The following is a 16,919-nucleotide window of genomic DNA, read 5'->3' as shown; positions in this document are numbered from 1 at the left end:
TCCATCGTGCCCGGATCGCCGGGCACGCGCGCCGCCGGGGGCGACCGTCCTCGTCGGACGGGCGCCCCCGGCGGGTGGTGCGGGTCCTGCTAGCGGGTCACTCCACGACCTCGACGTTGGCGACGTCGATCCGCCCGAAGGCGTTGATGACCACGTTGTCGACGTGCTCGGAGTGGGCGCCCTGGTTGAGCCGGTAGAACAGCGGGGCCTCCGGCATGTCCCGGACGAGCAGGTCCTCGGCCGCCTGGTAGGCGGAGATGGCCTCCTCGTCCGACTTGGCGGCGTTGCCCTGCGCCAGGAGCTGGTCGAACTCCGGGTTGCTGTAGAAGCTGGTGTTCGACCCCGCCGGCGCGAGCGCGGCGGTGGAGTAGAGCGGGCCGAGGAAGTTCTCGGCGACCGGGTAGTCCATGATCCAGCCGTCGCGGAACGGACCGGTCATGCCCTTCTCGTCGCGCAGCGGCAGGTACTCCGAGAAGTCGAGCTCGCCCCGCAGGACGTACTCCACACCCAGGTTCTCCCGGAGCTGGTTGCCGACGGCCTCCATCCAGGCGTCGTGGCCGGCACCGCCGTTGAACCACAGGTCGACCGGCTGGCTGCGGTCGAAGCCGGCCTCGTCGAGCAGCCGGTTGGCCTCCTCGACGTTCAGCTCGCACGCGTCGCAGGCGTCGGCGCGGTAGCCGTTGATGACCGGGTTGAGGAAGGAGGTCGCCGGGGTGCGGGTGCCGTTGAAGATGGCGTCGCTGATCGCCTGGCGGTCGATCGCCATCGAGAAGGCGCGGCGGACCCGCGGGTCGGCGTACCGCTGGTCGTAGGTCGGGAAGCCGAGCGAGGTGATGTCGCCCTGCACCGTCTCGATGTAGCGGTCACCGAACTCCGACTCCGCCGAGGCGATGGCGTCCGGCGGCAGGGTGTCGATGACGTCGATGTTGCCGCCCTGCAGGTCGGTGTAGGCGGTGTCCAGCTCGGCGTAGACGACGAAGTCGACCGACTCGGCCTTGGCCGGCTGGTCCCCGCCGTACTGGTCGTAGCGGGTCACGGTGATGCCCTGGCCGGGGACGAAGGGCTCGTCGGCCTTGAACGGGCCGTTGCCGACCGGCTGCTCGCCGAAGCCCTCGGGGTTCTCGAAGAACGACGGGGGCAGCGGGAAGAAGGCGGTGTACCCGGTGGTGGTCGGCCACTGTGCGTACGGCGTGGCCAGCTGCACGGTGAAGGTCAGGTCGTCGACGACCTTCAGACCGCTCATCGCGTTGGCGGCCGGGTCGCCGGTCTGGTTGCCGGCGTCGTCGGTGGGGGCCTGGAGGTCGTCGTAGCCGACGATGTTGCTGAAGAAGTAGCTGTTGCCCTGGGCGTTCGGGCTGTAGGCCGCGTAGTTCCACGCGTCGACGAAGGACTGCGCGTTGACCGGGCTGCCGTCGTGGAAGGTCCAGCCGTCCTTGAGCTTGACGGTCCAGTTCGTGGCGTCCGGCGACTCGATGGACTCGGCGACACCGGTGAAGACGGCCTCGTTGGTGTCGTTGTCGTACTCGACGAGACCCGTCCACAGTGCGTCGACGACCTGGCCCCCCTCGGTCTCGCTGGTGTTGCCCGGGAGCAGCGGGTTCTCGGGCTCACCGATGTAGACGCTGAAGCTGCCGCCGTCCGCGGCAGCACTCCCCGAGCCGCCGCCGTCTTCGCCGCCACCACCACAGGCGGACAGCAGCATCGCACCGGACAGACCGGTCGCGATGAGCGCAGCAGAGCGCTTGCTCAACCTCACGTGCAATGCCTCCCTCGTCCCGCGGTGCGGGGGGAACGGACTCGTCGCCGGCAGCACGCGCCTCCTGGCGGGCGCCGGGGATCGTGCGGACAGGTACCGAGCCAACCCGATACGAGCCGGGACCCTAGGCGCGGCCCGCGAAGGGCGTCCACGACCGTCACCGACTTGTGACCTCGGCTCAGGATCCCACAGAGTGGAATCCCGCTTGCCCGCACCCCGGGGCTGCGCCCTCGTCGAGGACTTCCGTACGGACGCGCGTCGCGCCGGACGTCCTCCACCTCCCGCGCCCGCGTGTCAGGCCCGTCGTCCGCGGGTACCACGGTCGCACCGACGAGAGGAGTCGAGATGAGCGGCATCGACAAGATGAAGAACAAGGCCGAGGAGCTCTCCGGCAAGGGCAAGGAGAGCGTCGGCGAGGCGACCGGCGACCGCGACCTGCAGGCCGAGGGCAAGGCCGACCAGGCCTCGGGCAACCTCAAGCAGGCCGGCGAGAAGGTCAAGGACGTCTTCAAGTGAAGGACCCCGTCCTCCTCACCCCTCGCTAGCTCGGGGTGAGCCTCCGGACGGGGCCGTTCCGCACGTCACCAGGGCGCCGCCCCCACACGGGACGGCGCCCGCGGTGTGTCAGAGCCGGGCCAGCAGCGCGCGGACGGCGGGCAGCAGCGGCCGGTCGGCGGGGATCCAGTCCAGCGACTCGAGCTCGTCGGCGGTCAGCCAGCGCAGCTCGCTGTGCTCGTGGGCGGTGACCTCACTGCCGGGCTGGACCCGGGCCCACCACACCCGAAGCGTCGACGCGCCGGGCAGCCCGCCGGCGACCACGCCGTCGAGCACGACCTCGCCCAGGAACGCCTGGGGGACGACGGCCACGCCGAGCTCCTCGCCGATCTCGCGGACGAGCGCGGCGAGCTCCTCCTCCCCCGGCTCGACCTTGCCGCCGGGGAACTCCCAGCAGCCGTCGTAGGGCCCGCCCGACCGCTGCGCCACGAGCACCCGGTCGTCGTCCACCAGCGCGGCGCCGACCACCTGGACGACGTCGAGTGCCCGCCGGGCCGCCGCGGCGGCGTAGCCGTCGAGGTGGGCCCGCATCGCGCGCAGCACCCGCCGCCGCAGCAGCGGGTCCACCACCCGCCCGAGCGGGCGCGGCAGCGCGGTCGCCCAGTCGACCTGCTCCTCGACGAGGGTGCCGGCGCCGGTGGCGGTGAACCGGCGGGAGTGGGTGAGCCAGCGCCAGCCGCGACCGGGCCCGACGGCGTACACGTCGCGGGCCGGGCGGACCGACACGACCTCCTCCAGCGGCACCGGCCAGGGGCGGCCGAGCGCGCGGGCGACGTCGAAGGCAACGGTCAGCGGCGCGTCCACCAACGTGGTGAATCGCAGCTGGGACACGGTGTCACCCTCGCAGACCGGGCCGGAGGGCCCGCATGATGGGCACCGTGCGCATCACCGCCCGGGTCGACTACGCCGTCCGCGCCGCCGTCGAACTGGCCGCGGCGGCGCCCGGAGCCCTGACCTGCGACCGCATCGCCGCGGCCCAGGGCATCCCCTCCCGGTTCCTCCAGTCGATCCTCGGCGACCTCCAGCACGCCCGGCTGGTCACCAGCCAGCGCGGTCGCGAGGGCGGCTACCGGCTGGCCCTGCCGCCCGCCGAGGTCTCCATCGCCCGCGTCATGCGCGTGGAGCAGGGCTTCCTCGCCGAGGTGCACGGTCAGCGCCCGGAGGACGTCGAGTACTCGGGCACCGCCGTCCCGCTGGCCTCGGTGTGGGTCGCCGCGCGGGAGGCCTACCGGCGGGTGCTCGAGCGGGTCACCCTCGCCGACGTCGTCGCGGGCGAACTGCCGCCGGAGGTGGCCGACCTCGTCGCGCTGGAGGAGGCGTGGCGCTCGTTCGGGGACACCGCCAACTCCGCCGAGCGCCGCTGACCGGGGGCGGACCGGGGAGGCGCTGGGCGAAGCCGGCACGGGGTCGCTCCGGGGTCCGGCCGCGAGCTCGGGGACGCCGAGCGGGGGCCTCCGCCGCCGTCTCCTGAGTCACACTCCTCAGGTCCTGCCGCGTGTGGGACCATGGAGGGCGTGACCGCTCGCGCCCTCCTCCTCGTCGCGCGCCGTCACATCGACCTCGCGCTGGTCAGCAGCGCGGTCTGTCGCCCCGCGCGCTGACCCCGGTCCCCCGCAGCACCCGCTGCGCCTCCCGATCCGGCAGCGCCCACCCCGTCCGGTCCCGGCGCCGCGACGGGCCGCGCAGAAGGAAGTGCCATCGTGACGACTCCCCGCACCAGCAACAGGCCCCAGCGTGGCCAGGGCCAGTGGGCGCTGGGCTACCGGGAGCCGCTCAACCCCAACGAGCGGATGAAGAAGGACTCCGACGGGCTCGAGGTCCGCCAGCGCATCCTCGACATCTACGCGCACACCGGCTTCGGGGGCATCGACCCCAGCGACCTGCGCGGCCGCATGCGCTGGATGGGGCTCTACACCCAGCGGGCCCAGGGCATCCCCGGCGGGAAGACCGCCGTGCTGGAGCCGGAGGAGCTCGAGGACTCCTACTTCATGATGCGGGTGCGGACCGACGGCGGCGCGCTCACCAGCGCCCAGCTGCGGACGATCGGCGGGATCAGCACCGAGTTCGGCCGTGACGTCGCCGACGTCACCGACCGGCAGAACGTCCAGTACCACTGGATCCGCATCGAGGACGTCCCCGAGATCTGGCGCCGGCTCGAAGCGGTCGGCCTCACCACGACCGAGGCCTGCGGCGACACCCCCCGCGGCATGCTCAACTGCCCGCTGGCCGGCGTCCTGGAGGACGAGGTCCTCGACGCCTCCGGCGTCATGGCGGAGACGGTGGCCAAGTACGTCGGCAGCCCCGAGTTCAGCAACCTGCCGCGCAAGTGGAAGACGTCGATGTCCGGCTGCGTCGACCACTGCACCGAGCCGGAGATCGACGACGTCTCCTTCGTGGGCGTGCGCAACGCCGACGGCGAGGCCGGCTACGACCTGTGGGTCGGCGGCGGCCTGTCGACCAACCCGATGTTCGCCAAGCGGATCGGCGTCTTCGTGCGGCCCGACCAGGTGACCGACGTCTGGGCGGCCTGCACCTCGATCTTCCGCGACTACGGCTACCGCCGGCAGCGCAACCGCGCCCGCATCAAGTTCCTGATGGCCGACTGGGGCCCGGAGAAGTTCCGCCAGGTGCTGGAGGACGAGTACCTGCACGAGAAGCTCCCCGACGGCCCCGCGGCGGCCCCGCCGAAGCACGAGTCACGCGACCACGTCGGCGTCGCGCGGCAGAAGGACGGCACCAACGCCGTCGGCTTCGCGCTGCGCACCGGCCGGATCACCGGCACCCTGCTCACCCGGATCGCCGACCTCGCCGACGAGTACGGGCAGGGGCGCACCCGGACGACGACGCAGCAGAAGATGGTCATCCTCGACGTCCCCGACGAGCGGGTCGAGGGCCTCGTCGCGGCGCTCGCCGAGCACGACCTGCTGGTGCGCCCGAGCGCCTTCCGCCGCGGCACGATGGCCTGCACGGGCCTGGAGTTCTGCAAGCTCGCGATCGTCGAGACCAAGCAGCACGCCCAGGACCTCTACGCCGAGCTGGAGAAGCGGCTGCCGGACTTCGACGAGCCGATCGGCATCAACGTCAACGGCTGCCCGAACAGCTGCGCCCGGTTCCAGACCGCCGACATCGGCTTCAAGGGCTCGATGGTGCGCGACGACAGCGGCGAGATGGTCGAGGGCTTCCAGGTGCACCTGGGCGGCCACCTCGGCACCGAGGCCGCCTTCGGCCGCAAGTTCCGTGGCCACAAGGTGACCAAGGCCGAGACCGCCGACTACTGCGAGCGGGTGCTGCGCGGCTACCTCGAGCGCCGCGAGCCCGGCGAGCGGTTCGCCGCCTACGTGGCGCGGGCCGAGGAGTCCTGGCTGGTGTGACCGAGCTCGCGAGGTCACCGATGAGCACAGCACGCCCCGTCGCGAGACCGACGAGCGCCGGCGGGGAGGCTGCGTGACGGAGGATCCCCCCGGTGATGGCGGAAGAGCGCGGCAGCTGCCCGTGTTCTTCTGCCCGTACTGCGGGGACGAGGAACTGACCCCGCACGGGGACGGGAGCGAGTGGCACTGCGCCGCTTGCCTGCGGACCTTCACCGTCCGGCTCACCGGGACAGGAGTGCAGCAGCCATGACGACCGCCGTCTGGCCCACGCCCGAGCTTGCCGCGGAGGCCGACGCCCGCTTCGAGGGGATCACCGACCCCGTCGAGCAGGCGCTGGCCGTGCTGCGCTGGGCCGGGGAGACCTTCGGGGACGGCTTCGCGGTCACCTCCTCCATGGCCGACGGGCTGCTCTCGCACCTGGCGTCGCGGGCGGTCCCCGGCGTCCACGTGGTCTTCCTCGACACCGGCTACCACTTCGCCGAGACCATCGGCACCCGCGACTGGGTCAGCGGCGTCATGCCGATAACGCTGGTCAACGTGCTGCCCGAGCAGACGGTCGCCGAGCAGGACGCCGAGTACGGCCCGCGACTGCACGACCGCGACCCCGACCTGTGCTGCTCGCTGCGCAAGGTGCGGCCGCTCGCCGAGGCCCTCGCCGGGTACGCGGCCTGGGGCTCGGGCGTGCGCCGCGACGAGTCGCCCACCCGCGCGGGCACGAAGGTCGTCGACTGGGACGCCAAGCGCGGCATGGTGAAGGTCAACCCGCTGGCCGCCTGGACCCAAGAGCACGTCGACGCCTACATCGCGGAGCACCAGGTGCCGGTCAACCCGCTGCAGGAGATCGGCTACGCCTCCATCGGCTGCGCGCCGTGCACCCGGCCGGTGGCCCCGGGCGAGGACCCGCGCGCCGGGCGGTGGGCCGGCCGCGGCAAGACGGAGTGCGGACTGCACCTCTGATCGAGGACCTCGTCCCACCCCAGCATCGAAGGACCCCGTCCTCCTCACCCTTCGCGGACTCGGGTGGGCCTCGGGACGGGGCCGGCGCCGCGGGCCCCTGGGACGAGGCCGTCGCGCGCGGCAGGATGGCCGCCGTGCCCCCACCGCCGCGCCTCTCCCCCGACGAGCTCTCCGCCGCCCTGCTGGGGCTGCCGCTGTGGTCCGGGGACGGCGACGGCATCCGCCGCAGCCTGCGGTTGCCGGGCTTCCCGGACGCCGTGGCCGCCCTCGTGCGGATCGCGTTCGTGGCCGAGCAGATGGACCACCACCCCGACGTCGACCTGCGCTGGCGCACCCTGCACCTGACGCTGGTCACCCACTCGGCCGGCGGGGTCACCGAGCTGGACCTCGAGCTCGCCCGCCGGATCGACGGCCTGCTGCCGGGCTGACCGCGGACGGGTCATCCGATCGGCGGACAGCGTCCCCCGAGATGGGCGGTCGATCAGGGGTGAACGACTGGTGGACACAGCGCGAACGCGCGGCGTCACCTAGCGTGCAGCGGGTGTCCGACTCCACATCCCGCCCTGCGGTGACTTCGCGGTGAGTCCTGCACCCCGTTCACTCCAGCGCTCGGCGACCTCCCCACCGCAGCCCCCGCCGCCTGCCGGGCCGGCTCGACGGCACGGGCGGGCAACGGCCTGGTGGCCGATCGCCGCCACGCAGCTGGCCGGCGTCCTGCTGGTCGCCGCCACGGCACTCGCGTCGCGGGTGCTGGACGCGCCCGTGGCCGCGTTCACCCGCGACGTCCAGGACCTCGCGGGCATCGCCTGGTACAGCGGCGCGGTCAGCACCCTCACGGTGATGACCTGGACCGCGGTCGCGACGCTGGCGCTGTTCGCAGCCGGGGTCGTCCGCACGCACCGGCGGCGCGCCGCACTGTTCGCCGTCCTGGCGGTGGCGCTGGCGGTGGACGACGCCTTCCTCCTGCACGAGGCGGTCGGACCGGAGAACGGTGTGCCGCAGGAACTGTTCCTGGGCGGCTACGCCGTGTTGGCCGCGGTCCTCGTCGTGTGGTTCGTCCGCACCCCCCGTGCCGGCAGCACGATCGCCTTCCTGCTGGGCCTGGCGTGGCTCGGCTTCTCGGCGCTGGCCGACACCGTCCTCCACCACCGGTTCCTGCTGGAGGACGGGAGCAAGCTCCTGGGTGCCCTGACGTGGCTCGCCGTCCCGCTGCTCACCCTGAGGAGCCGGACGCCACGGGGGTGATCCCCCGGGTCCCTCCCAGCGCGCGCCACGGCGCGCCGTGACCACCGGGTGGCCACGGCGCGCCGTGGCCGTCGTGCGCGGTGCGCTCAGCTGCCGACCCGGCCTCCGTCGTGGCGGAAGACCACCGCGACGCCGGGCCGCGGGTAACCCCCCTGGGCCCGGTGCTCGGGCCAGGTGCTCGACGGGGTCGCCAGGGTCGACCCGGTCGTCTCACCGGGGTGCTGCACCGACACGAACACCGACTTCCCGTCCGCCGGGATCATCGGGCCGCTGCACTCGGCACCGATGGGCACGGTGAGGAACGCCTTGAGGTGACCGCGCTCCGGCCCCTCGGTCGGGACGGCGAAGAGCCCGTCGTTGGTACCCACCAGTCCGGTGGTGTCGGCCTCCTGGTTGCGGGTGGAGAGCACGGTGCCGTCCGTGGAGATCCACAGGTTGCCGGCCGGGTCGAACTCCAGGTTGTCCGGGCAGGAGATGGCGCTGACCTGGGACTTGTCGTAGCCGGCGAAGTAGGTCTCGGGCCGGTCCGGGTCGCCGGCGAGCAGGAAGATGCGCCAGGTGAACTCGGTCCCGCTGGCCGATCCCCTCTCCTCCCACTCGATGACGTGCCCGTTGTCGTTGCCCGGCTGCTCGGCGAAGGTCCCCTCGGCGCCGTCCTGGCCTTCCACGTAGGCGAAGGAACGCGTGAGCGGGTTGGCCTCGTCCGCGCCCGGCCGGCCCTCGGTGCCCCGACGGGAGTTGTTGGTCAGCGCCGCGTACACCCGGCCGTTGACGGGGTTGACCTGGATGTCCTCGGGTCGGTCCATCGTGGTCGGCACCTTCGACGGGTCGTCGACGATCTCCTCGCCCGCGGCGTCGAGCACCGGGTCGCCGTTGTCGTCGAGGCGCTTGCCCAACCGGTCGGCGGCGAGCCGGGTGAAGGTGAGCACCCAGGCGACGTCCTTGCCACGGATCGTGGACCTCCCGTTCTCGACCAGCGGGATCCACCGGCCGGTGCCGTCGAACTGGCCGTCGCCGGGGAGCGCGCCGCTGCCGTCGATCTCGGCGGGCGGGGAGTCGCCGGTGAAGCGGGCGACGTAGAGGTCGCCCTCCTCCAGCAGGGTCGCGTTGTGCTCGCGGGCCCTGCGGCCGTCCCCCGTGCGGAACTCCTTCCTCGACACGAACTTGTAGACGTAGTCGAAGCGCTCGTCGTCGCCGGAGTACGCGACGACCCGGCCGTCCCGGGCGATCTGGATGTTGGCGCCCTCGTGCTTGAAGCGCCCCAGGGCGGTGCGCTTCTTCGGCGTCGAGGTGGGGTCGTAGGGGTCCAGCTCGACGACCCACCCGAACCGGTTGACCTCGTTGGGCTCGCGCGCCAGGTCGAAGCGGGGGTCGACGGTCTGCCACCGGCGGGTGGGGGCGTCCGCGCCGTCGATTCCGTAGCGCTCCAGGGCCGCCAGCTGCTCGGCGTCGGTGATCGGCGCGGAGGCGCCGAAGTACTGGTTGAAGTTCTCCTCGCCGTGCAGGGTCGTGCCCCACGGGGTGATGCCGCCCGCGCAGTTGTTCAGCGTCCCCCGGACGGTGCGGCCCCTCGGGTCGGCGCTGGTCTGCAGGTACTCCGACCCGGCGGCCGGACCGGTGAGCTCGAACTCGGTGTCGGTCGTGATCCGCCGGTTGCGGTCCCGCTCGGGGGTGGGCCGCCACTGACCGGTCCGGCCGACGCGGCGGACCTGCACCACGGAGATGCCGTGCGCCATCATCGCGATGCGCTTCTGCTCGTCGGTGATGTCGCCGGCGCCCTCCTCGTCGGCGACGCCGGTGAACACCAGCTGCTCGTCGGTGTACTCGTGGTCGACCACGAGCAGCGCGTTGTCGTCGTCCAGCGGGAGCCAGCCGATGAAGTCGCAGTCGTAGCCGAACTGCTTGGCCTGCGCCTCCGGCGTCTGGGCGTCGATGCGGAACTCCGGCGCGCCCTCCTCGACCGGGTCGCCCCAGCGCATGACGACCGTGGAGGAGTAGCCGGCAGGGATGACGAGCTCGTCGAGCTGGTTCTGCTCGACCGGCTGGAAGGTCAGCGCGCCCCACCCGCAGCGGAGCTGCCACCGTGGTGTCGCGGTCGGTCGGAGGCGGCCGCGGGCAGGGCCGGCCCGGCCGCCACCACCAGTGCGCTGGCCCCGGCGGCCTTCAGCACGTTGCGCCGGCTGACGGCGGTCTGCACGACCGACGCGAAGGTGGGGTTGTCGGTCCGGTTGGGCACCGGCCGGTCACAGGCGTTGCCGCACTTGTAGAAGCACGTGGTGTGGCTGGTCGTGCCGTGCCGCACCGTGTCGGCACCGAGCAGCGGCAGGAAGCGGCGCCGGGGGGCGCGGATGTCCGTCATCAGGTTCCTCTGATCAGGTGACGAAGGACCCTTGCACGCTAGGCAGGGGCCTTCCCAGATCGGGTGGCCGCGAGGTGAACCTCCCGTGACCTGTGAGGTCGCTGTGAGGGGTCAGCCCTGGACGGGCAGGACGAGCAGCTCCAGCAGCCGGTCGGCCTCGGCGTCCGGGTCGTCCGTGAGCCCGGTGTGCACCGGCCCGGCCTGCACGACGGTGCTGCGCGGCGCGGTCAGCCAGCGGAACCGCGAGCCCAGCGCCTCCCGTCCCGCGGCACCCGAGGCGGGGTCGGCGGCACAGACGTCCGCGGCGGCCTGCAGTGCGCGGTGGATCGCCTCGGCGTCGGCGGTGGGGTCCAGGGCGTGCAGCCGGTCGGTGTCCAGGTGCACCCGTGAACCGAGGTAGTCACGCTGCCGGCAGTAGACGAGGACGCCGGCGTTCAGCGACTCGCCGCGTTCCACCCGCGGCACCACCCGCAGGACGGCGTACTCGAAGGTGTCCCGGCTCATCGCTGGGTGATCCCCTCGGGCGGTGGCGGCCCCAGCCACGACGGCCGGTTCTCCCCCCGCGGGGCCCGGCGCCGTGACCCGCCCGCGGCCGCGGTGGCCACCAGCGGCGGCAGCCACGCGTCCCGGGCGGCCAGCCGGGCGAGCAGATGGTCGACGTAGCGGGCCCGGACCTCGTCGGGGGCAGGTGACGGGTGGGGAGGCCGGGGTCCTTCCTCCTCCAGCCAGTCGTCGGGCACCTGGGCGAGCACGTGCTCCAGCAGCGACCGCGTGACCCGCGGGCCGAGCGCGGCGTCGGCGGCGCGGACGTCGGGAGTGCACTCGACCAGCGCGTGCTGCGCGGCGTCGTAGGGGCGGGACACCGCGGCGGCCGCACCGGGCCAGTTGTGGTGGAAGGTCAGCGCGGCCCCGTGGTCGATCAGCTGCAGCCGGCCGTGCCAGAACAGCATGTTGGGGTTGCGCCAGGAGCGGTCGACGTTGCCGATGAGCGCGTCGAACCACAGCACCCGGCCCGCCAGCTCCGGCTCGACCGACCCGACGCCGGCCTCGAAGTCCAGCGCCCCCGGCAGGTAGTCCAGCCCCAGGTTGACCCCGGCCGAGCGCTGCAGCAGCTCCTGCACCTCGACGTCGGGCTCCCCGACGGCGAGCTCCGGGGCGACGTCCACGGTCACCAGGGCCGGCACCGGCAGCGACAGCGCCCGGGCCAGCTCGCCGCAGACCACCTCGGCGACGAGCACCTTCACGCCCTGCCCGGCGGCCCGCCACTTCACGACGTAGGTGCCCAGGTCGTCGGCCTCCATGAGCCCCGGCAGCGAGCCACCCTCGCGCAGCGGGGTGACGTAGCGGGTGGCGGTGACGGCGGGTAGCACAGTGGCCGCGACCCTACCGGCGGGCGGACCCCTGGACCGGCAGTGTCACCGGGGACACTGCGGATGTGGGCCTCCTGCGTGCGACCGACCCCGCCGACCTGACCGACGTCCCGTTCACCTACCCGGAGGTGGGGGCGACGCGGGACCCCGAGCTGCCGGCCGGCTACGACACGGTCGAGCGCTCGGTCGTCGTCGGCTCGGGGACGGCGACCTTCGAGCGGGCCGCGGCGGCGGTGTTCGACTGGCGGATGCAGCGCAGCGTCGGCCTGCGCGTGCGGGCCACCGGGCCGGCGGGCGAGCCGGGCACCGTCGTCGTCCTCACGGCGGGCCTGTCGCGGCTGGGCTACGAGATCCCCTGCCGCGTGGTGTGGGCGCAGACGACCGGCGACGAGCGCGGCTTCGCCTACGGCACGCTGCCCGGCCACCCGGAGAGCGGCGAGGAGGCGTTCCTCGTGCGGCTCGAGCCTGGCGGGGACGTCGTCTTCAGGCTGCGGGTGTTCGCCCGGCTGGCCTCGCCGATGGCCCGGCTCGGCGGGCCGGTGAGCACGTTGGTCCAGCGGCTGGCCACCGCCCGCTACCTGACCGCCGTCCGCCGGGCCGCCCGCGGCTGAGGACCGTCGGTCGCGGGCACGGGATCCCCGGTCGCCTCAGGGCCGGCGCCCCAGGGCCCACGCTGCGGCCACCGCGGCGACGATCCCGAGGGCGACGCGCAGGTGGTGCCAGCGTGCCCAGGTGCCCAGCAGGTCCCTGGTCCCGGTATCGGTCAGGGCTCCCCCCGTGAACCGGGCGTTGGCCGGCTCGTTCACCGCGACGGTGACCGCCACCACGCCGAGGGTGGCTGCCGCGGCCGTCAGGGAGGCCGGGCCGGGACGGCGGGAACCGGACGCCTCCGAGACCGCCGTGGCGACGCTGACCGTCCCCGCGGCCGCACCCAGCGGCACCATGAGCGCGCGGATCCGCGGGGCGTTCGCGGTGAACCAGCGGCGGAACTCCTCGGGCGGGACGCTGCGCCAGAACGGCAGGAGCACCACCTCGATGAGGAGCATCCCCCCGGCGAGGAGGCCGACCAGCACCGCCGAGAGGAGCGCGACCGGCCGGGCGCTGCCGGCCGGAGTGCGCTGCAGTGGACTCACGGAGGTCCCCTCCTCGCGGTGTCGTCGGTGGAGCTGGCGCAGGTCGTGCCCGTGATGAGGAGGGCCCGGGCGGAGCACACGACCTCCCCGCCGGCGGCAGCCTAGCCAGCCAGGCCGTCCTCGCGGCCGGGTCCGCACGCGCCGGGGCGGCCGCCCCAGACGTCGCGGCGCTCGAGCAGCACCGCGCCGGTCGCCCAGGCGCCGAGCGCCCACGCTCCGCCCACGACCAGCCCGACGGCCCACCCGGTGGGGACGGCGAGGAACGGGTCCTCCCCCGCGGGCAGCGCGGGCAGCGCCTGGGAGAGCCGGGGGGCGACCGCGCCGCCGGCCAGCGCGAGCACCGGCGGCGCCACGAACGCCAGTGCGACCCCGAGGCCGACCGCCCCGGCCGTCGGGCGCAGCACGGCGCCCAGCGCGCGGTAGGGCACGCCGAGAGCACCGTCGCCGTCCCTGCGGTCGGGCGGGTGAGCCCGAGCACGCAGCGCACCGTCGTCGTCCCCGAGCCGTTGGGCCCGGGGAAGCCGGTGACCCGGCCGGGCTCGACGCGGACGGTGAGGCCGCTGACGGCGGCCCGCTCCCCGTAGCGCTTGGTGAGGCCGTCGCGCTCGATCACGCCGGACGGCATGGCGAGCACCGTGCGTCCCGCGCGGGAGGCCCGGCGGACGGCGTCCTCAGGAGGCGGCGGCGGACCGCTCCCGCTCGATGAGCTCCTTGCTCCGCACCAGCCGCAGGAACGTGACGACGACCAGCCCGCCGACGACGTTGAGCAGCGTCGTGTACCAGAACCAGGCCAGCCAGTCGCCGTAGCCGTACGGGGCGCCGTGGTGGATCGCCCCGAAGAGGATCAGCGAGTCCAGGATCGAGTGGAACAGCACCAGGCCCGCGAGGAGGAACGCCCCGGCCACCGCCGCGGCGAGCTTGCCCGCCTCGGAGTCCGCGCCGTGCTGCATGCGGGTCATCAGCGTGATGAAGGCGCCGGCCAGCAGCGCCAGCGAGACCGCCTTGAGGTCCAGCGGCGCCTCGACGAAGGTCCGGCCCGACTCGACCGCGGTGGCGCCGAGCTCGGGGAGCCCGTGCACGACCAGCCACATGACCAGCCAGCCACCGACGAGGTTGGCGACCAGGGTCCCGGCCCACAGCTTGACCAGCTGGCCGGTGCTCGCCCGGCCGGCGACCACCGCGGTCACCGGCACGAGGAAGCCCTCGGTGAACAGCTCGCTCTTGGCGAGCATCAGGGCGATGAAGCCGATGCCGAACGCCAGCCCGGCCAGCAGGTGACTGCCGGTCGCGGCGTACACGGCCAGCAGCGCGACCACGCCGGTGGCCACCTCGAGCCCGCCGGCCAGACCGGTGGTGAGCACCTCCCGCCAGCTGCGGTGCAGCCGCTGCGCCCCCTCGTCGACGATCCGGTCGAAGGCCTGCGCCACCTGGTCCTCGACCGGGGCGTCGGTCTCGCCCAGCTCCTCGCGTGCGGTCTGCGCCACGGCGGGTCTCCTCTCGGGCGGCCCGCCGGCCTCCCCTGGGTCCGAGGCGGAGGCGTGACCGGACGGGGGCTACCCGGGTTCCCCCCGGCCGCACACGTCGGCGTCGCTCAGCCCGGACGGGCGACGGCGGGCGCGTCGTCGATGAAGGGGATCTTGGTGACGTACTGCTGGTAGAGCTTCACCCCGTCCTCGACGGAGAGGGTGCCGAACTCCAGCAGCGTGGCCAGCCCCTCGAGCTCGGCGTCGGCCGCCTCGACCGCGCTGAGCTCCGCGACGGGGTCGCGCGTCCTGGTGATGTTGGTCAGGACCGTGGCGCCGACCGAGACCAGCAGCGCCAGCAAGCAGAGCGTCTTCCACACCGTCGAGCTGCTGTCGAGGCCGAACAGGTTCTGGACCGCCTCGGCGAACGACACCCCGCCGAGCGCGGGTCCGGCGGTGAAGACGGCCGACAGGGACGTGAGCACCAGCGTCACGGTGGCCCACCGCCGGACGCGGGGTCGCCGCTGGCGCAGGTAGGCCTCGACCCCCGCCCGGCGCGCGTTGATCCGCCGCAGCAGGTCCTGCCGGCGATCAGTCTGGTCGGCCATACCAGTCCCCTCGCTCCGCAGCACCGGAAACACGCAGGGTAGCGGCGGTCCCTGCCCGACAGGGCTCTGGACGACGGCCTCGACGCGGCGCAAGCCGTCCGTGACGGGGAGGATCGGGAACGTGACCACGCGACGATTGGCGACCCTGCACGTCTGGGGCGTGCCCGGCCGGTCGGTGCCGGCCGCGCTGCTGCGGATGGCGACCGACCGGCGTCCGCTGCGCCGCTCCCCCGGGCTGCGGTTCGCAAAGCTGCTGGGCACGGGCAGCGGCCGGAGCTTCACCGTGCGCGATGCCGACCCCCGCCGCTGGGCCTTGCTCGCCGTGTGGGACGACGCACGCGCGGCCGCCGCGTTCGAGTCCGGCGACGTCGTCGCCCGGTGGCAGCGGATCGCCGACGAGCAGTGGAGCGCCCGGATGCGGCCGCTCGCCGCCCGCGGCCGCTGGTCGCGGCAGGAGCCCTTCGGGCGGCCCTGGCCGCAGCGCTGGGACGGCCCGGTCGCCGCGGTCACCCGCGCCCGGCTCACCCCGCGCAAGGCGGTGACCTTCTGGCGCGCCGTCCCGCCGGTCTCGGCCGACCTGCACGAGAGCCCGGGGCTGCGCCTGGCCCTGGGCATCGGCGAGGCACCGCTCGGGCTGCAGGGCACCTTCAGCGTGTGGGACTCCGCGTCGGCGCTGAACTCCTTCGCCTACGACCGCGCCCCGCACGCCGCCGTCGTCACCCGCACCGCGCAGGAGGGCTGGTACGCCGAGGAGCTGTTCGCCCGGCTCGCGCTGCTCTCGGCCGCGGGGACGCTGGGCGGCCGCGACCCCCTGGCCTGACGACAGCCGCGGCGGTCAGCCGGGTGTCGCGACGTCCGCCAGCGTGAGCGGCGGGCCGAGGATCTCGTGGCGGTAGCGGGTGGCGGCCTCCGCGAGGCGCGGCACGTCGGGCTCACTGGGCTCCGGGAGACCCGGGCCCGTCGGCGGCCGGCCGAGCTCGGCGACGAGGTCCTCGAACCCCCCGGGCGAGGTGATCTGCAGCCCGCGCACCGGCCCCCGGGTGACGACGAAGACGTGCGGGATCGCGTGCGGCAGGAGGACGAAGCCCCCGGGGCCGGCCGTCCACCGGCGGTCGCCGCACTCCACGACCAGCTCGCCGTCGATGACGTAGAAGCCCTCGTCCTCCACGTGGTGCACGTGGCGCGGCGGCCCGAACCCGACCGGCGCCGAGAACTCGAGGAACGTGAACGCTCCGCCGGTCTGGGCGCCGCCGGCCTTGACCGTCATGCGGGTGTCGAGGAACCAGGAGTCCGTCCCCTCCCCCGCGCCGAGGACGTATCCGCGCTCGTCGAAGCTCATGCCGGCGTTCCCCTCCGTGCGGGTGTGGGGTCCGGGGCAGGATCCAGCGGACAGGCAGCGGCATCAAGTCCGCGGCGCGCGGAGGGTGACGGGACTACAGCCGGCAGGTCAGGTGCAGCTCGTCGCGGTCGTCACCGGGGGCCACGCGGATCGCCCCCGGCATCCGGCCGAACTCGCGGTAGCCGAAGCCCGCGTAGAAGGCCTCGAGACCGGTGCCGCCGCGCACGGTGAGGTGCAGGAACTCCAGGCCGCGCGCCCGGGCGATGTCGTGGACGCCGGCCATCAGCACCCGCCCCAGGCCCCGCCCCTGTCGTTCCGGGCGCACCTGCACACGCAGCACCGTGGCCCAGTGCCGCCGCAGCGGGCTGACCGACAGCGACAGGACGGCGAACCCGGCGAGCTCGCCGTCCACCCGGAGCACGGCGAGCAGCTCGTGCCCGCGGTGCACCCGCTCGATCACCGCGTCGAGGTACGGCGCGAGCCCCTCCTCGGTCACCGGGGGGACGAAGCCGACCGACCCGCCGGCGTTGCTCACGTCGGTCCAGCAGGTGAGCAGCTGGGCCCGGAGCTCGTCGTCGACGGCGTCGACCGGGCAGACCTCGGTGTGCACACGCCCATCCTCCCGGTGCAGCGGACGGCTCCCGACGCGGGCGGTCCCGCGCCGACCCAGGCGCGTGACGTGGCTCACAGCGACTGTCCAGGGTCTCCCCGGTCAGGAAACGCCCCACCCCCCGCGCTCACCCGGCGTCACCCCGGGCTGCGC

Annotated in this window: 21 protein-coding genes; 9 read left to right on the top strand and 12 right to left on the bottom strand. The window is 73.9% G+C overall.

Features of this window, described 5'->3' with window-relative positions:
* Positions 1 to 97 precede the first annotated feature (97 nt).
* Positions 98 to 1,756 (bottom strand): peptide ABC transporter substrate-binding protein, encoded by a 1,659-nt coding sequence (locus tag ACU610_RS24830; RefSeq protein WP_446770353.1) that lies wholly within the window; start codon positions 1,754 to 1,756, stop codon positions 98 to 100.
* Positions 1,757 to 2,101: 345 nt separating this feature from the next.
* Here ACU610_RS24830 and ACU610_RS24825 point away from each other — a divergent pair, with 345 nt between their 5' ends.
* A complete protein-coding gene (locus tag ACU610_RS24825; protein ID WP_091215265.1) occupies positions 2,102 to 2,272 on the top strand; it encodes a CsbD family protein in 171 nt (56 codons plus the stop codon).
* Positions 2,273 to 2,380: 108 nt separating this feature from the next.
* On the opposite strand, the gene ACU610_RS24820 is transcribed toward ACU610_RS24825, so the two are convergent.
* Positions 2,381 to 3,142 (bottom strand): NUDIX domain-containing protein, encoded by a 762-nt coding sequence (locus ACU610_RS24820; protein WP_446770352.1) that lies wholly within the window; start codon positions 3,140 to 3,142, stop codon positions 2,381 to 2,383.
* 35 nt (positions 3,143 to 3,177) lie between these two features.
* Between ACU610_RS24820 and ACU610_RS24815 the strand changes: the two genes are divergently transcribed.
* The 6 genes from ACU610_RS24815 to ACU610_RS24790 all read left to right on the top strand — a co-directional run bounded on the left by ACU610_RS24815 (position 3,178) and on the right by ACU610_RS24790 (position 7,884).
* On the top strand, positions 3,178 to 3,675 hold the full coding sequence (locus ACU610_RS24815; protein ID WP_446770351.1) for an RrF2 family transcriptional regulator: 498 nt from the start codon (positions 3,178 to 3,180) through the stop codon (positions 3,673 to 3,675).
* Between the two features lie 336 nt (positions 3,676 to 4,011).
* A complete protein-coding gene (locus ACU610_RS24810; protein WP_446770350.1) occupies positions 4,012 to 5,682 on the top strand; it encodes a nitrite/sulfite reductase in 1,671 nt (556 codons plus the stop codon).
* A 73-nt stretch (positions 5,683 to 5,755) separates the two neighbouring features.
* Positions 5,756 to 5,932, top strand: a complete 177-nt coding sequence (locus ACU610_RS24805; RefSeq protein ID WP_446770349.1) for a hypothetical protein — start codon at positions 5,756 to 5,758, stop codon at positions 5,930 to 5,932.
* Positions 5,929 to 6,639 (top strand): phosphoadenylyl-sulfate reductase, encoded by a 711-nt coding sequence (locus ACU610_RS24800; RefSeq protein WP_446770348.1) that lies wholly within the window; start codon positions 5,929 to 5,931, stop codon positions 6,637 to 6,639. The genes ACU610_RS24805 and ACU610_RS24800 overlap by 4 nt, the downstream gene beginning before the upstream one ends.
* Before the next feature lie 125 nt (positions 6,640 to 6,764).
* The gene (locus tag ACU610_RS24795; RefSeq protein WP_446770347.1) at positions 6,765 to 7,067 is read left to right on the top strand and encodes a 4a-hydroxytetrahydrobiopterin dehydratase; all 303 of its coding nucleotides are present in this window, start codon (positions 6,765 to 6,767) and stop codon (positions 7,065 to 7,067) included.
* Between the two features lie 151 nt (positions 7,068 to 7,218).
* Positions 7,219 to 7,884, top strand: a complete 666-nt coding sequence (locus ACU610_RS24790; RefSeq protein WP_446770346.1) for a hypothetical protein — start codon at positions 7,219 to 7,221, stop codon at positions 7,882 to 7,884.
* An 86-nt stretch (positions 7,885 to 7,970) separates the two neighbouring features.
* Here ACU610_RS24790 and ACU610_RS24785 read toward each other — a convergent pair whose 3' ends face one another.
* The 4 genes from ACU610_RS24785 to ACU610_RS24770 form a co-directional block, all read right to left on the bottom strand.
* Complete coding sequence (locus ACU610_RS24785; protein WP_446770755.1) at positions 7,971 to 9,893, bottom strand: PhoX family protein; 1,923 nt, start codon at positions 9,891 to 9,893, stop codon at positions 7,971 to 7,973.
* Positions 9,894 to 9,934: 41 nt separating this feature from the next.
* Positions 9,935 to 10,243, bottom strand: coding sequence for a twin-arginine translocation signal domain-containing protein (locus ACU610_RS24780; RefSeq protein WP_446770345.1), 309 nt, complete (start codon positions 10,241 to 10,243; stop codon positions 9,935 to 9,937).
* A 111-nt stretch (positions 10,244 to 10,354) separates the two neighbouring features.
* Positions 10,355 to 10,747 carry a DUF3037 domain-containing protein gene (locus tag ACU610_RS24775; protein ID WP_446770344.1) on the bottom strand — a complete coding sequence of 131 codons (393 nt, stop codon included), beginning with the start codon at positions 10,745 to 10,747 and terminating at the stop codon, positions 10,355 to 10,357.
* The gene (locus ACU610_RS24770; RefSeq protein ID WP_446770343.1) at positions 10,744 to 11,613 is read right to left on the bottom strand and encodes a HipA family kinase; all 870 of its coding nucleotides are present in this window, start codon (positions 11,611 to 11,613) and stop codon (positions 10,744 to 10,746) included. The genes ACU610_RS24775 and ACU610_RS24770 overlap by 4 nt, the downstream gene beginning before the upstream one ends.
* 65 nt (positions 11,614 to 11,678) lie before the next feature.
* On the opposite strand from ACU610_RS24770, the gene ACU610_RS24765 reads away from it, so the two are divergent.
* Positions 11,679 to 12,224 (top strand): DUF1990 family protein, encoded by a 546-nt coding sequence (locus ACU610_RS24765; RefSeq protein ID WP_446770342.1) that lies wholly within the window; start codon positions 11,679 to 11,681, stop codon positions 12,222 to 12,224.
* A gap of 36 nt (positions 12,225 to 12,260) precedes the next feature.
* Here ACU610_RS24765 and ACU610_RS24760 read toward each other — a convergent pair whose 3' ends face one another.
* The 4 genes from ACU610_RS24760 to ACU610_RS24745 form a co-directional block, all read right to left on the bottom strand.
* Entirely contained in the window at positions 12,261 to 12,746 is a 486-nt protein-coding gene (locus tag ACU610_RS24760) for an anthrone oxygenase family protein (protein ID WP_446770341.1), read from the bottom strand.
* Positions 12,747 to 12,847: 101 nt separating this feature from the next.
* Positions 12,848 to 13,174: a hypothetical protein gene (locus tag ACU610_RS24755; RefSeq protein WP_446770340.1), complete on the bottom strand. Its 327-nt coding sequence runs from the start codon at positions 13,172 to 13,174 to the stop codon at positions 12,848 to 12,850.
* A gap of 243 nt (positions 13,175 to 13,417) precedes the next feature.
* Entirely contained in the window at positions 13,418 to 14,230 is an 813-nt protein-coding gene (locus ACU610_RS24750; RefSeq protein ID WP_446770339.1) for a formate/nitrite transporter family protein, read from the bottom strand.
* 107 nt (positions 14,231 to 14,337) lie between these two features.
* Positions 14,338 to 14,817, bottom strand: coding sequence for a hypothetical protein (locus ACU610_RS24745; RefSeq protein ID WP_446770338.1), 480 nt, complete (start codon positions 14,815 to 14,817; stop codon positions 14,338 to 14,340).
* Between the two features lie 121 nt (positions 14,818 to 14,938).
* On the opposite strand from ACU610_RS24745, the gene ACU610_RS24740 reads away from it, so the two are divergent.
* On the top strand, positions 14,939 to 15,637 hold the full coding sequence (locus tag ACU610_RS24740) for a monooxygenase (RefSeq protein ID WP_446770337.1): 699 nt from the start codon (positions 14,939 to 14,941) through the stop codon (positions 15,635 to 15,637).
* Between the two features lie 15 nt (positions 15,638 to 15,652).
* On the opposite strand, the gene ACU610_RS24735 is transcribed toward ACU610_RS24740, so the two are convergent.
* A complete protein-coding gene (locus ACU610_RS24735) occupies positions 15,653 to 16,156 on the bottom strand; it encodes a cupin domain-containing protein (protein ID WP_446770336.1) in 504 nt (167 codons plus the stop codon).
* A 94-nt stretch (positions 16,157 to 16,250) separates the two neighbouring features.
* Complete coding sequence (locus tag ACU610_RS24730; protein WP_446770335.1) at positions 16,251 to 16,766, bottom strand: N-acetyltransferase family protein; 516 nt, start codon at positions 16,764 to 16,766, stop codon at positions 16,251 to 16,253.
* Positions 16,767 to 16,919: the final 153 nt, after the last annotated feature.

The sequence above is a fragment of the Geodermatophilus sp. URMC 61 genome, from assembly GCF_052931555.1.
The sequence above is the reverse complement of the archived record's forward strand: the minus strand, read 5'-3'. Positions and strand labels throughout refer to the sequence as shown.